Here is a 13,609-nt window from a genome sequence, read left to right as displayed (position 1 = left end):
TCACAGGGCGTTCGCGCGCCGCGGCATGGCTCAGCCCGCCAGCGCCGCCATGCGCTCGCGCTGCGCGCGAAGCGTGCCGAGCTGATCGGCGAATTCCGCCAGGCGAGCCCGCTCGGTGGCGACCACGTCGGCGGGCGCCTTGTCGACGAAGGCCGGGTTGGCGAGCTTCGCCTCGGCGCGCGTGATGAGCTGTTCGAGCTTGGCGATTTCCTTGCCCAGGCGCTCGACTTCCGCCGCGGCATCGACGAGGCCCGCGAGCGGCAGGCGCACGGCAAGCTCGCCGACCAGCGCCACGGCGGCTTGCGGCGCGTCGGCCGCGTCCACCCAGCCGAGACTTGCCAGGCGCGCCAGGCGCTGCAGCAGGCCCTCGTGCGGCGCGAGCCGTGCGCGCGCCGCGGCATCGCCACTCAGCAGCAGCGGCACCGGCTGGCCGGGCGGCAGGTTCAGTTCCGCCCGCAGGTTGCGCACGGCGCGGATGATGTCCTTCAGCCACTCGATATCGGCCACCGCCTGGGCATCGACGGTGAACTCGCCTGCCTTGGGCCAGGCGGCGTGCATCACGGTGTCGCCCTTGACGCCGGCGCGCGGCGCCACCTGCTGCCAGATTTCTTCGGTGATGAACGGGATTAGCGGGTGCGCCACGCGCAGCAGCGTTTCCAGCACGCGCAGCAGCGTGTGGCGCACGCCGCGGGCGAGCGCCGGATCGGCCGCGGCGTCGTTCAGCACCGGCTTGGCGAGCTCGATGTACCAGTCGCAGTAGTCCTCCCACACGAACTGGTACAGCGCGCTTGCGACGTAGTCGAGCCGATAGTCGGCGATGGCCTGGTCGATGTCGGCCACGGTGGCGGCCAGACGCGCCTCGATCCAGCGTTCGGCGGGGCCGACGCGCCGCTCGCCATCCAACGACACGCCGTCGGTGTTCATCAGCACGAAGCGGGCGGCGTTCCACAGCTTGGTGCAGAAGTTCCGGTAGCCCTCGCAGCGGGCGAGATCGAACTTGATGTCCCGCCCCAGCGTGGCCTGCGAGGCAAACGTGAAGCGCAGCGCGTCCGTGCCGTAGGCCGGGATGCCCTGCGGGAACTGCTTGCGCGTGGCCTGTTCGATCTTTTTGGCCATCTGCGGCTGCATGAGACCCGCGGTGCGCTTCCCGACCAGGGTCTCGACGTCCACGCCGTCGATGATGTCGAGCGGGTCCAGCACGTTGCCCTTGGACTTGCTCATCTTCTGGCCTTCGTGGTCGCGCACCAGGCCGTGCACGTACACGGTGCGAAACGGCACGTCGCCGGCGAACGGCAGGCCCATCATGACCATGCGCGCCACCCAGAAGAAGATGATGTCGAAGCCCGTCACCAGCACGTCGGTGGGGTAGTAGCGCGCGAGTTCCGGCGTCTGTTCCGGCCAGCCGAGCGTCGAGAACGGCCACAGCGCGGAGCTGAACCAGGTGTCGAGCACGTCCGTGTCCTGGCTGTCCGGCGCGATGTCGCTGCCGGCGGCGCGGGCCCTTGTTTGTGCTTCCTCGAAGGTACTCGCGACCCACGCGCGGCCCGCCGCGTCGTACCACGCCGGAATGCGGTGCCCCCACCAGATCTGCCGGCTGATGCACCAGTCCTGGATGTTCTCCAGCCACTGCGCGTAAGTCTTCTCCCAGTTGTCCGGGATGAGACGAATGCGGCCCGAGCGCACGGCGTCTAGCGCCGGGCGGGTGATGGCGGCCATGCCGCCGGGGCGGCCGTCCGGCTGCACCTCGCGCGTGAGATCCACGTACCACTGGTCGGTCAGATACGGCTCGACCACGGCGCCGGTGCGATCCCCGCGCGGCACCACCAGCGTGTGGTCCTTGACCGAGTCCAGCAGGTCGGCGGCTTCGAGGTCGGCGACGATGCGCTTGCGGGCTTCGTAACGGTCGAGGCCGCGGTAGGCGGCCGGCGCCTCGTCGTTGATGCGCGCGTCGGGCGTCATCACGTTGATCTTGGGCAGGCCGTGGCGCTCGCCGACGGCGAAGTCGTTGAAGTCGTGCGCCGGGGTGATCTTGACGCAGCCGGTGCCGAAGCTCGGGTCGACGTACTCGTCCGCGATGACCGAAATCTCCCGATCGCACAGCGGCAGGCGCACGGTGTTGCCGATCAGGTGCCGGTAGCGCGCGTCGTCCGGGTGCACGGCGACGGCGCTGTCACCCAGCAGCGTTTCCGGGCGCGTGGTGGCAACCGTGAGATGCCCGCTGCCGTCCGCGAGCGGGTAGCGGATGTGCCACAGGTGGCCGCGTTCCTCCTCGCTTACCACCTCCAGGTCCGAGATAGCGGTTTGCAGCACCGGGTCCCAGTTGACGAGGCGCTTGCCGCGGTAAATGAGGCCCTGCTCGTGCAGGCGCACGAAGGTTTCCGTCACCGCGGCGGAGAGACCCGCGTCCATGGTGAAGCGCTCGCGCGACCAGTCGCAGGAGGCACCGAGTCGCCGCAGCTGGCGGGTGATGGTGCCGCCGGACTCGGCCTTCCACTGCCACACGCGGTCCAGAAACGCCTCGCGGCCGAGGTCGTGGCGGGGCTGGCCCTGGGCGGCGAGCTGGCGCTCGACCACCATTTGCGTGGCGATGCCGGCGTGGTCGGTGCCCACCTGCCACAGCGTGTCCCGGCCGCTCATGCGCGCGTGGCGGATCAGCAGGTCCATCACCGTGTTGTTGAAGGCATGCCCCATGTGCAGGCTGCCGGTCACGTTCGGCGGCGGGATCACGATGCAGTACGGCTCGCCCTGGCCGCTTGGCTTGAAATGGCCGGCGCTTTCCCAGTGCTGGTACCAGCGCTGCTCGATGGCCTTGGGGTCGTAGGTCTTGTCCATGGGGCGGCGCCGGCGGGCGGCGCAGGGTCAGGGCTTGGGGATTGCGCCCGCCAGCAGTTCGCTGAGACGCGTGTCGAGTTCTTCGCGCAGCGCCGCGCGCAGGCGCTGTTCGGTGGCCGCCAGCTCCAGTGCCAGGCGCTGTTCAAGGCCGGCGCCGATCTCCGCCAGCAACTCGCGCAGCAGCGCTTGCGCGTCGGCGTCGGGCGGCTCGATCACCGCCGCGGCCGCCTTGGCGACTGCCGCGGTGATCAGCGGTTCCGTTCTCCCGGGCCGGGCGACTGGCTCGGGTACCGTCGTGGACTGCGGCGTGGACTCGGCCCAGGGCAGCGGCAGGTCGAGATCGGCGCCTTCTTCGGGTTCCGAATCCGGCGCCGGGGACGTGGGCGCGGCGGGGGAGGGCGGCGCTGCGGGCGGGGAAGGGAACTCGACGCCGCGGTTGCGGTCCTCGAAATCGATGTCGAACACAAAGTCCCTGCCGACGGACGTCGCATCGGTCGTCGTCGGGTTGGCGGACCGCAAGCGCCCCGGCACCACGATATCGGTCAGCACCGGGATGTCGTCGTCGGCCGGTTCCGGCTCGCGGATGTCATCGCTCATGCTGAGCCTCCGAGCGTGTGTTGACGGAGCTTGTAGCCGCGCTCACGGTAAAAGCGGTAGCGTGCCCGCGCCCGCTCGCGGGCGGGCTCCTCGGCCGGCACCAGTTCCAGCACGCGCCGGAAGCCGCTGAAGAAATGCGGCACCTCGTCGGTGAGCGTGAGCAGCACCTCGCCGGGTTGCGCGGGCGGCTGCCAGCCGATCCACACCGGCGCGCGGCCGGCGCTGCCGACCAGCCGGTGCGGCACGAAGGAGCCGGCGCTGAACGACCACAGGCGCTCGTCGAGCGCGCGCGCCGCGGCTTCGTCCGCCACGTGCACGTGCACTTCCGCGCCGCGTCGCACCACCGTCTCCAGCAGCCGGCAGGTGAACAGCGCCGCATCGGGCGGCGCGGCGCCGTCCAGCACGTAGAAGTCGATCTCCGCCATCAGGCGCCGACGCGGTCCAGCAGGTACTGCACCAGCAGGCCCACCGGCCGGCCGGTGGCCGACTTGTCCTTGCCGGACTTCCAGGCCGTGCCGGCGATGTCCAGATGCGCCCAGCGCAGCTTTTCCGTGAAGGCGGACAGGAACGCCGCCGCGGTAATGGTGCCGGCTTCGCGCCCGGCCACATTCGGCAGGTCCGCGAACGGGCTCTTGAGCTGCTCCTTGTAGTCGTCCCACAGCGGCAGCTGCCAGGCGCGGTCGTGCGCCGTGCGGCCGGCGGCGAGCAGCGCGTCGATCAGCTTCTGGTCGTTGCCGAGCAGGCCGTGCGCGTGGCCGCCGAGCGCGACCACGCAGGCGCCGGTGAGCGTGGCGATGTCGACGATCACGTCCGGCTTGAAGCGCTCGGCGTAGGTGAGCGCGTCGCACAGCAGCAGCCGGCCTTCGGCGTCGGTATTCAGAATCTCGACCGTCTTGCCGGCCATGGTCTTGACGATGTCGCCGGGCTTCACGGCCTTGCCATCCGGCAGGTTCTCGCTCGCCGGGATCACGCCGATGAGGTTGATCGGCAGGTCGAGTTCGGCGGCGGCCTTGAGCGTGCCGAGCACGGACGCGGCGCCGCACATGTCGAACTTCATCTCGTCCATGCCGGCGCCGGGCTTGATGGAGATGCCGCCCGAGTCGAAGGTGACGCCCTTGCCGACCAGCACCACCGGCGGCGCCTTTGCCTTGCCGCGCAGGTGTTTCACGACGATCAGCTTCGGCGGCTCGCGCGTGCCTTGCGCCACCGCCAGCAGCGCGCCCATGCCGAGCGCGCGCATCTGTGGCTCGTCCAGCACCTCGATGTCGAGCTTGTGCGCCTTGGCGAGCGCCTGCGCCTGATCGGCCAGATACGTCGGCGTGCAGATATTGGCCGGATGGTTGCCGAGATCCCGCGTCAGCGTCACCCCGGCGGCGATGGCCATACCCTGCCGCAGCGCAGCGTCGAGCGCCTTCGTGGACTTCCCGCCGCAGCCGAAGGCGAGGGTTTTCAGGTGCCGCTTGCCGGGCTCGCGCTTGTACTCGTTGAAGCGGTAAAGCGCGTGGTCGGCCGCCGCTACCGCGGCGCGCACGCGCCAGGCCTCGTCGTGGCCAGCGACGGCGAGTTCCGTCAGGTACAACGCCGCGTCAGCCGCGTGCAGCTTGCCGACCGCGGCGGCGGCGGTCGCCACGATGCGCTGGTAGGCGCCCTCGTGCAGCTCACCGGCCTTGCCGCAGCCGACCAGCAGCACCCGCTCGGCCTTCACGCCCGGCAGGCCGCGCAGCAGCAGCGTGTCGCCCGGTTTGCCGGGCATGTCGCCCGCCTTCACGGCGGCGGTGATGGCGCCGCCGCTGGCCTTGTCGAGCAGCTTGGCGGAAGGCGTCAGGGCGTGCGACGCGAACACGCCGACCGCCACGCAGCCGCCGGGCTGGGAAGCGGCGGGCAGGCGGGTGAGCTCGAAATGCATGACAGGGCGCTCCAGGCGAGGTTCCGGTTACTGCAACAGTCCGCTAGAACGGAATGTCGTCCTCGAAGTCGCCCCCGAAGTCGTCCGCCGGCGGCTTGCCGCCGCCCGGGCGTCCAGCCGGCGCGCCGCCGCCCCAGGCGGGCTCTTCCGCGGCAGCCTGCCGGCCGCCACCGAAACCGCCGCCCTCGCCGCGGCCCTCACCACCGCCCAGCATCTGCATGTCCGATGCGACGACCTCGGTGCTGTAGCGCTCCTGGCCGTCCTTGTCCTGGTACTTGCGGGTTTGCAGGCGGCCCTCGATGTACACCGTGCGGCCCTTCTTGAGGTACTCGCCGGCAATTTCGGCGGTCTTGCCGAACAGCACCACGCTGTGCCACTCGGTCGCCTCTTTCTTCTCGCCGGTCTGCTTGTCGCGCCACGACTCGGTGGTCGCGATGCGCAGATTGGCCACGGCCGAGCCGCCCGCCGTGTAGCGCACCTCGGGATCGCGCCCGAGGTTGCCGATCAGAATTACCTTGTTGATGCCGCGCGCCATGACCGCCTCCGTAACGTCAAAACCATCAAGCCCTTACCCCGGCCACGCGCTGCAGGCACGCGGGATCGAAGCGCTGCCCGTCCACCCGCAAGTAGGCCACACCTTCATCCGGAATCACCACCGCCTCGGCTACTCCGGCCAGCGCCGAGAGCTCGTCCGTCAGCGTGCGGGCGCGCTCGGGGCCGATGCCGGCCACGTCGATTACCCGCGTTTGCAGATGCGCCGGCGCACGCAGGCCGACCGACAGCGCGAACCACACGACGCACAGCACAAGACCGGCCAGCAGCACGCCCTGCGTGCCGTGCTGGCCGCGCAGCCAGCCGGCGCCGGCGCCGCCGATGAAGGCGCCCAGAAACTGCGCCGTCGAGTACACGCCCATGGCCGCGCCGCGGCCGGCCATCGGCGCCAGGCGCGACATCATGGACGGCAGCGTGGCTTCGAGCACGTTGAAGGCGATCAGGAACGCGAGCAGCCCGGCCGCGACGCCAATCAGCGCGTGGCTGCCGGCGAGCAGTACCGCAATCCCGACGCCGAGCAGCGCCACCATGGCGACGAACACCGGCTTCAGCCGCGCCCGCCGCTCGGCGTGCACGATCAGCGGCACCATGGCGACGATGGACAGCACCACCGTCGGCAGGTACAGCCACAGGTGCTGCGCCGGCGGCAGATGGAGCTGATCGCGCAGCAGCGGCGGCAGCACCACGAAGGTGCCGGTCATCAGCATGTGCAGCGCCAGAATGCTGAAATCGAGCCGCAGCAAATGCGGGTCGGCGAGCGCCCGGCGCAGCTCGCCGCGCGGCCGGCCGGCACTGCGCGACACCACCGGCGTCGGCACCTGCCACCACAGCAGGCCGATCATCACCAGCGCCAGCACGGCGATCATCAGAAAGATGCCCGGCACGCTGAGCCAGGTCGCCAGCACCGGCCCCAGCGGCAGCGACACCAGATACGCGCCGCCAATGCTGATGCCGATCGCCGCCATGCCCTTGCTGCGCTGTTCCGGGCGCAGCAGATCCGCCAGCAGCGCCATGATCGGCGCCGCCACGGCGCCCGCGCCCTGCAAGGCGCGCCCGGCGATGATCACCGCCACGCTGTGCGCGGCCGCCGCCAGCAGGCTGCCGCCGGCAAACAGCAACAGGCCAAACGTGATGACCGGTTTGCGCCCGAAGCGGTCCGACGCGCTGCCGAAGGGGATGCCGAACAGCGCCTGCGTGAGGCCATACATGCCGAGCGCGAGGCCAATCATGGCCGGCGTGGCGCCGGGCAGCGTCTCCGCGTACAGCGCCAGCACCGGCAGCAGCAGGAACAGGCCCAGCATGCGCAGGATGTAGATGGCCGACAGGGTGCCGGTAACGCGCCGTTCGCTGGGGGTCATGCAGGCGGGAATGGAAGCGGGTTGGCCGAGTGGCCGGGCCGGCATTATCCGGCCCCGCCCGCCACCCTCACAAGGACAGGCCCGGACCGCCTTTGCGCCGGCCCCGAGCCGGCCCGTACCATGGCACGTTTGCCCGCCACCGCAGTGCAGGGTCCATGAGCAGCAGTCCCGACGGCCACGCCGCCATCCGCATCCGCGGCGCGCGCACGCACAACCTGAAGAACATCGACCTCGATCTGCCGCGCGACCGGCTGACGGTGATCACCGGCCCGTCCGGCTCCGGCAAGTCCTCGCTGGCCTTCGACACGCTGTACGCCGAGGGCCAGCGGCGGTACGTGGAATCGCTCTCGGCGTACGCGCGGCAGTTCCTGTCGGTGATGGAAAAGCCGGACGTCGACCACATCGAGGGCCTGTCGCCGGCCATCTCCATCGAGCAGAAGTCGACCTCCCACAACCCGCGCTCGACGGTCGGCACCATCACCGAGATTTACGACTACCTGCGCCTGCTGTTCGCCCGCGTGGGCGAGCCGCAGTGCCCGGAGCACGGCGTGGTGCTGCGCGCGCAGACCGTGAGCCAGATGGTCGACGCGCTGCTGGCGCTGCCCGAGGACACGCGCGTGATGCTGCTGGCGCCTGTGGTCGCAGCGCGCAAGGGCGAGCACGCGCAGTTGCTGGAGGGCCTGCGCGGGCGCGGCTACGTGCGCGCGCGCATCGACGGCACGCTCACGGAGCTCGACGCCGCACCCGCGCTGGACGGCAAGCGCAAGCACGACATCGAGGTGGTGGTGGACCGCCTGCGCGTACGGCCGGACGCGCAAAGCCGGCTCGCCGATTCGGTGGAAGCCGCGCTCGGTCTTGGCGACGGCCTGCTGCGGGTGGCGTTTCTGGACGAACCCCGCGACGAGCTGCTGTTCTCGGCGCGCTTCGCCTGCCCGCACTGCGGCTATTCGGTGGCGGAGCTCGAACCGCGCCTGTTCTCGTTCAACAACCCGGCCGGCGCCTGCCCGGAGTGCGACGGGCTCGGCGTCGCGCAGTTCTTCGACCCGCTGCGCATCGTCGCCCACCCGCGCCAGAGCCTCGCCGCCGGCGCCATTCCCGGCTGGGACCGGCGCAACGCCTACTACATGCACATCCTGGAGGGCCTTGCCCGGCACTACGGCTTCGACGTGGAAACGCCGTTCGAGGACCTTGCCGAGATGCACCAGCAGGTGCTGCTGTACGGCAGCGGCGAGGAGGCGATCACCTTCACCTACGGCGGCGCGGATGGCCGCGGCCGGCGCAAGCGCCACCCGTTCGAGGGCGTGGTCAACAACTTCGCCCGCCGTTATCGGGAAACCGACTCGAACGCCGTGCGCGAGCACCTGTCGCGTTTTCTCGGCAACCGGCCGTGCACGGCCTGCGGCGGCAGCCGCCTGCGGCGCGAAGCACGGCACGTGTTCGTGGCCGGCCGCAACGTACCGGACCTGGTCGAGCTGCCGGTCGGGCAGGCGCAGGCGTTCTTCGCCGGGCTCGACCTGCCGGGCGCGCGCGGCACCATCGCCCAGAAGATCCTGCGCGAGATCGAGGCGCGGCTCGGCTTTCTGGTCAACGTCGGCCTCGATTACCTCACGCTGTCGCGCTCGGCGGACACGCTGTCCGGCGGCGAAGCGCAGCGCATCCGGCTGGCGAGCCAGATCGGCGCGGGTCTGGTCGGCGTGCTGTACGTGCTGGACGAGCCCTCCATCGGCCTGCACCAGCGCGACAACCAGCGCCTGCTGTCGACGCTCACGTATTTGCGCGATCTCGGCAACACGGTGATCGTGATCGAGCACGACGAGGACGCCATGCGGCTTGCCGACCATCTGGTCGACATCGGCCCCGGCGCCGGCGAGCACGGCGGGTATGTGATCGCCGAGGGCACACCGGAGCAGGTGGCTGCGAATCCGGAGTCGGTGACCGGCCAGTACCTCGCCGGCAAGCGCACCATCGCCCTGCCATCAACGCGCACGCCGGTGGACCCCGAGCGCGTGCTGCGCATCGAGGGCGCCAGCGGCAACAACCTCCGGGACGTGACGGTCGACATCCCGCTGGGGCTGTTCACCTGCGTCACCGGCGTCTCCGGGTCCGGCAAGTCCACGCTGATCAACGAAACGCTGTCGAAGGCCGTGTCGCAGAAACTCAACCAGGCGCGCGACGAGCCCGCGCCGTACCGGGCGCTGCACGGGCTCGACCAGATCGACAAGATCGTCAACATCGACCAGAGCCCGATCGGCCGCACGCCGCGCTCGAACCCCGCCACCTACACCGGCCTTTTCACGCCCATCCGCGAGCTGCTGGCCGGCACGCCGGAAGCCCGCGCGCGCGCCTACGGGCCGGGGCGCTTCAGCTTCAACGTGGCCGGCGGGCGCTGCGAGGCCTGCCAGGGCGACGGCATGCTGAAGGTGGAAATGCACTTTCTGGCCGATATCTACGTGCCGTGTGACGTCTGTCACGGCCAGCGCTACAACCGCGAGACGCTGGAGATTCACTACAAGGGTCGAAACATCCACCAGATCCTGGACATGACGGTCGAGCAGGCGGGCGAGTTCTTCAGCGCGGTGCCGATGGTCAAGCGCAAGCTCGACACGCTGGACGCCGTCGGTCTCGGCTACATCCGCCTGGGCCAGGCCGCCACCACGCTGTCCGGTGGCGAGGCGCAGCGCGTGAAACTGTCGCGCGAGCTGTCCAAGCGAGACACCGGCCGCACGCTGTACATCCTGGATGAACCCACCACCGGCCTGCACTTCCAGGACATCGAGCTGCTGCTCGGCGTGCTGACGCGCCTGCGCGACGATGGCAACACGCTGGTGGTGATCGAGCACAACCTCGACGTGATCAAGACCGCCGACTGGGTGATTGATCTGGGCCCCGAGGGCGGCAGCGGCGGTGGCGAGATCATCGCCTGCGGCACGCCAGAAGAACTCGCGCTGGAAGCGCGTTCCCACACCGGGCGCTTTCTGGCGCCACTGCTCAAGCGCCAGGGACAGGCGACGCGCGAGCGCCAGCGCGCGTGAGCGCAGGCCCGCTCACGTCATCGCAGCGCGGGCTCGTCTACGCCAGCGCGTTCTTCGGCATCACCACGGAATCCCTGATCGGCATGCTGCTGCCGCTGTGGGCGCTGGCGCGCGGGCTGCCGCCGGCGCAGCTCGGCATCGCGGTGGCGCTGGCGTCGCTGAGTCCCCTGCTGCTCGCGGTGCCGGCGGGCGCGCTGTGCGACCGCTATGGCGACCGGCAGGTGATGCTGTGGGCGGGGCTCGGTGCCGGCGTGACGGCGGCGCTGTATCCGCTGGCCGGTGGTTTTCTCGCCGCCTGCGGCCTGCAACTGCTGGGCGGGCTCGCGCGCAGCATGAGCTGGCTGTCGGCGCAGTCCTACGCCATCCGCGCCACGCCGCCCGGCGAGCGCAACACCTTCATGGGCCGCTTCTCGTTCGCCGGCAGCGTCGGCATGTTGCTGGCGCCCCTGGCGGCGGGCGCGCTGGTGGACTGGCTCGGCCTCACGGCGGGTTTTTTGCTGATGGCCGTTTGGGGTGGGCTGTTGGCGGCAGTGGCGTTGCCGCTGCCGGATCGGCGCGACGGCGCGGCCGAGGGCACGCTGTGGCAGGTGACCGGCGGGGCCTACCGGCAGGCGCTGCCGCTGCTGGCGCAGGCGTCGCTGATGATCGTGATGCTGCTGACGCTGCTGCGGCTGTCGGCGGCGGCCATCAACGCGTCGTTCTACCCGGTGCACCTCGATCAGGCCGGGTTCTCGCCGGCTGGCATCGGCCTCATGTTCGCGTGCATCAATGGCGCCATCTCGGTCGGCTCGCTCGGCGCGGCGGCGGTGATCCGGCGCAGCTCGGTCACGCGGCTGCTGTTCGGGTCGATCGCGCTGTCCATCGTGGCCATCAGCGCGGTGCCGTTTGTGGTGTCACCTCTGGCTGTGGGGCTGCTGAGCGCTCTGCATGGTCTTGGCCTTGGCTTGAGCCTCCCGACACTGCTGTCCGCCATCGGCCGGCAGACGGCGCCCGGCCAGCGCGGCCTCGTCATCGGCCTTCGCACGCTGTTCAATCGTCTGGGCTATTTCGCCGTGCCGGTGTTGCTGGGTGGCCTGGTGCACGCGCTCGGCCTGCGCGGCGCCTTCGTCGTCAGCGGCTGCCTGATACTGGTGCCGCTCGCCGGCACCTACGCGTACCTGCGGCACCGGCGACTCACCTACGATTGAGCCCCGTCGCCGGCCGGCCGATGTCAGTCACCCAAAGGAGAAACCCATGACCACCGTACTCGGAGCCCCGCTGTCGCCGTTCGTGCGCAAGGTGCGCGTCGCGCTCGCCGAGAAGAATCTGCCCTACGACCTCAAGCCGGTGTTCCCGGGCAGCGACGAGCCCGAGTTCCGGGCACTCAGTCCGCTCGGCAAGATTCCGGCGTTCAAGGATGATCGGGTCGGTCTCGCCGACTCCAGCGTCATCTGCGCCTACCTTGAAAAGCGCTACCCGAGCCCGGCACTGCTGCCGGCCGATCCGGCCGCCTACGCGACCGTGCTGTGGTTCGAGGAATACGCCGACAGCAAGCTGTTTCACGTCTGCACCGAGGGCGTGTTCTTCGAGCGCATCGTCAAGGCCATGCGCAGCGCGCCGGCGGATGAGGCCAAGGTGGCCGCGGCGCTCAAGGAGCTGCCGACGGTCTGCGGCTACCTCGAACAGCAGCTCGCCGCGGGCCGCTTCGGCGGCAGCACATTCACGCTGGCGGACATTGCCATCGCCACGCAGTTCGTGAACCTGCAGCACGGCGGCGAGCAGATCGACGGCAATGCCTTCCCCAAGCTCGCCGCGTTCGTCACCCGCACGCTGGCGCGGCCGAGCTTTGCCGACTGCGTGGCGCAGGAGCGCCAGGTGTTGTCGGGTAAACACTGAGCCGGTTCAGAACGCGCGCCACAACTGCCAGGCCGCCACCGTGCGGTACGGCCGCCAGCGCTCGGCGCGTTCGAGCGCGGCGGCCGGCGACGGCAGTTCGGGCAGGTCATCGAGGCGCTGGATGCCGCGTCGCAGGCCAAGGTCACCCGGCGCGAACACGTCGAGCCGGCCGAGGCCAAACATCAGAAACATGTGCGCCGTCCACGGCCCAACGCCGGGCAGGACGGTCAGCGCACCGATGACGGCTGCCTCCTCGGCGGCCGCGAGCGCCGCCAGATCAAGGCCACCCTCGTGCACGGCCCGCGCCACGGCATGCGCCGCGCGGACCTTGGCGGCGGACAGTCCGCAGCCGCGCAGCGTGTCGGCATCGAGCGCCAGCAGCGCCCGTGCCGTCGGCGGCTCGCCGGTCAGCGCATATAGGCGCTGCGCGATGCTGGCCGCGGCGCGCGCGGAAAGCTGCTGGCCGATCAGGGCCCGCAGCAGCGCCGTGAAGGGCTCGCGCCGGTAGCGTTCCGGCGCCAGCGGGCCGTGCTGCGCGAGCAGCGCGGCGAACGGTGGGTCCGCAGTCGCAAGGTAAGCTTCCGCCTCGCGCAGCGCGTCTGCGAACGCATCGGGAGTCCACGTCATGGTCATCGAGCAAATCTACTCCGACAACCCGTACCGCAACTTTCACTACCTGATCGGCTGCCCGGACACCGGCGAGGCGCTGGCCGTCGATCCGCTGGAGGTCGATCTGGTCCTCGCCCGCGCCGCCGAGCGGGGCTGGCGCATCACTCAGGTGCTGAACACCCACGAGCACCCGGACCACATCGGCGGCAACGAGAAGATCATCGCCGCCACCGGCGCCAGGCTACTGGCCCACGCCGGCGCCAAGGGACGCATCCCGGGAATCGACCGGGGCCTCAAGGCCGGCGACGTGATCCCGATCGGCAAGACCGGCGAGCTCGAAGTGCTCGACACCCCCGGCCACACCATGAGCCACGTGTGCCTGTTCTGCCGCGGCGACCGGCCGGGCCTGATCAGCGGCGACACGCTGTTCAACGCCGGCGCCGGCAACTGCCACGGCGGCGGCCACCCGGAGCACCTTTACAACACCTTCGCCGAGCAGCTTTCCAGACTGCCGGACGCCACCGTGCTGTACCCCGGCCACGACTACATCGCCAACAACCTGCGCTTCACGCTGGACCGCGAGCCCGGCAACGCCAAGGCGGGCGCGCTGCTCACGCAGATCGACAACCAGGACCCGCACCACGCGCGCCTGACCACGCTCGGCGAGGAAAAGGACGTCAACGCGTTCTTTCGCCTCACCAACCCGACCGTCATCGCTCGCCTGCGCGAGTCCTTCCCGGACCTGCCCGAGCAGCCGTCGCCGAAGGACGTGTTCCTGCGCCTGCGGGAGCTGCGCAACAGCTGGTGAGACACCGTGTGCACCAGCAGGCGCTTGGGGCGAAGGATTC

At 70.4% G+C, this 13,609-nt stretch carries 11 protein-coding genes; 4 read left to right on the top strand and 7 right to left on the bottom strand.

All coding sequences use genetic code 11. The features are described 5' to 3' along the window. Positions 1-30 precede the first annotated feature (30 nt). Genes AB7F93_RS03130 through AB7F93_RS03105 form a run of 6 tightly spaced genes read right to left on the bottom strand, consistent with a single transcriptional unit; the run spans position 31 to position 7,245 of the window. On the bottom strand, positions 31-2,832 hold the full coding sequence (locus AB7F93_RS03130; protein WP_428301426.1) for a valine--tRNA ligase: 2,802 nt from the start codon (positions 2,830-2,832) through the stop codon (positions 31-33). Positions 2,833-2,859: 27 nt separating this feature from the next. After that, positions 2,860-3,429 carry a hypothetical protein gene (locus tag AB7F93_RS03125; RefSeq protein ID WP_428301425.1) on the bottom strand — a complete coding sequence of 190 codons (570 nt, stop codon included), beginning with the start codon at positions 3,427-3,429 and terminating at the stop codon, positions 2,860-2,862. Beyond that, complete coding sequence (locus tag AB7F93_RS03120; RefSeq protein ID WP_428301424.1) at positions 3,426-3,854, bottom strand: DNA polymerase III subunit chi; 429 nt, start codon at positions 3,852-3,854, stop codon at positions 3,426-3,428. Before AB7F93_RS03120 ends, AB7F93_RS03125 begins: the two co-directional genes overlap by 4 nt. Next, a complete protein-coding gene (locus tag AB7F93_RS03115) occupies positions 3,854-5,335 on the bottom strand; it encodes a leucyl aminopeptidase (RefSeq protein WP_428301423.1) in 1,482 nt (493 codons plus the stop codon). The genes AB7F93_RS03120 and AB7F93_RS03115 overlap by 1 nt, the downstream gene beginning before the upstream one ends. Before the next feature lie 43 nt (positions 5,336-5,378). Then, complete coding sequence (ssb, locus tag AB7F93_RS03110; protein ID WP_428301422.1) at positions 5,379-5,870, bottom strand: single-stranded DNA-binding protein; 492 nt, start codon at positions 5,868-5,870, stop codon at positions 5,379-5,381. A gap of 25 nt (positions 5,871-5,895) precedes the next feature. Continuing rightward, positions 5,896-7,245 (bottom strand): MFS transporter, encoded by a 1,350-nt coding sequence (locus tag AB7F93_RS03105; RefSeq protein ID WP_428301421.1) that lies wholly within the window; start codon positions 7,243-7,245, stop codon positions 5,896-5,898. Positions 7,246-7,400: 155 nt separating this feature from the next. On the opposite strand from AB7F93_RS03105, the gene uvrA reads away from it, so the two are divergent. From uvrA to AB7F93_RS03090, 3 genes are read left to right on the top strand one after another with little or no spacing between them, the layout of a single operon-like run. After that, complete coding sequence (gene uvrA, locus AB7F93_RS03100) at positions 7,401-10,277, top strand: excinuclease ABC subunit UvrA (RefSeq protein ID WP_428301420.1); 2,877 nt, start codon at positions 7,401-7,403, stop codon at positions 10,275-10,277. Next, the gene (locus AB7F93_RS03095) at positions 10,274-11,464 is read left to right on the top strand and encodes an MFS transporter (RefSeq protein WP_428301419.1); all 1,191 of its coding nucleotides are present in this window, start codon (positions 10,274-10,276) and stop codon (positions 11,462-11,464) included. The genes uvrA and AB7F93_RS03095 overlap by 4 nt, the downstream gene beginning before the upstream one ends. A 46-nt stretch (positions 11,465-11,510) precedes the next feature. Next, positions 11,511-12,152, top strand: a complete 642-nt coding sequence (locus AB7F93_RS03090) for a glutathione S-transferase family protein (protein WP_428301418.1) — start codon at positions 11,511-11,513, stop codon at positions 12,150-12,152. Between the two features lie 6 nt (positions 12,153-12,158). Here the strand turns inward: AB7F93_RS03090 and AB7F93_RS03085 are convergent, their stop codons facing one another. Beyond that, entirely contained in the window at positions 12,159-12,785 is a 627-nt protein-coding gene (locus AB7F93_RS03085; RefSeq protein ID WP_428301417.1) for a DNA-3-methyladenine glycosylase family protein, read from the bottom strand. Here AB7F93_RS03085 and AB7F93_RS03080 point away from each other — a divergent pair. After that, the gene (locus AB7F93_RS03080) at positions 12,778-13,569 is read left to right on the top strand and encodes a hydroxyacylglutathione hydrolase (RefSeq protein ID WP_428301416.1); all 792 of its coding nucleotides are present in this window, start codon (positions 12,778-12,780) and stop codon (positions 13,567-13,569) included. The genes AB7F93_RS03085 and AB7F93_RS03080 overlap by 8 nt on opposite strands. Positions 13,570-13,609 lie beyond the last annotated feature (40 nt).

This window comes from Immundisolibacter sp., assembly GCF_050250495.1.
Lineage (GTDB): Bacteria > Pseudomonadota > Gammaproteobacteria > Immundisolibacterales > Immundisolibacteraceae > Immundisolibacter.
This window is presented reverse-complemented; position numbering and strand designations above follow the sequence as displayed.

What these genes read in the sequence shown, in the direction of transcription:
- AB7F93_RS03130 (WP_428301426.1), bottom strand. Translation starts at nt 2,832, where the DNA reads ATGGACAAGACCTACGACCCCAAGGCCATCGAGCAGCGCTGGTACCAG.
- AB7F93_RS03125 (WP_428301425.1), bottom strand. Translation starts at nt 3,429, where the DNA reads ATGAGCGATGACATCCGCGAGCCGGAACCGGCCGACGACGACATCCCG.
- AB7F93_RS03120 (WP_428301424.1), bottom strand. Translation starts at nt 3,854, where the DNA reads ATGGCGGAGATCGACTTCTACGTGCTGGACGGCGCCGCGCCGCCCGAT.
- AB7F93_RS03115 (WP_428301423.1), bottom strand. Translation starts at nt 5,335, where the DNA reads ATGCATTTCGAGCTCACCCGCCTGCCCGCCGCTTCCCAGCCCGGCGGC.
- ssb (WP_428301422.1), bottom strand. Translation starts at nt 5,870, where the DNA reads ATGGCGCGCGGCATCAACAAGGTAATTCTGATCGGCAACCTCGGGCGC.
- AB7F93_RS03105 (WP_428301421.1), bottom strand. Translation starts at nt 7,245, where the DNA reads ATGACCCCCAGCGAACGGCGCGTTACCGGCACCCTGTCGGCCATCTAC.
- uvrA (WP_428301420.1), top strand. Translation starts at nt 7,401, where the DNA reads ATGAGCAGCAGTCCCGACGGCCACGCCGCCATCCGCATCCGCGGCGCG.
- AB7F93_RS03090 (WP_428301418.1), top strand. Translation starts at nt 11,511, where the DNA reads ATGACCACCGTACTCGGAGCCCCGCTGTCGCCGTTCGTGCGCAAGGTG.
- AB7F93_RS03080 (WP_428301416.1), top strand. Translation starts at nt 12,778, where the DNA reads ATGGTCATCGAGCAAATCTACTCCGACAACCCGTACCGCAACTTTCAC.
- AB7F93_RS03085 (WP_428301417.1), bottom strand. Translation starts at nt 12,785, where the DNA reads ATGACCATGACGTGGACTCCCGATGCGTTCGCAGACGCGCTGCGCGAG.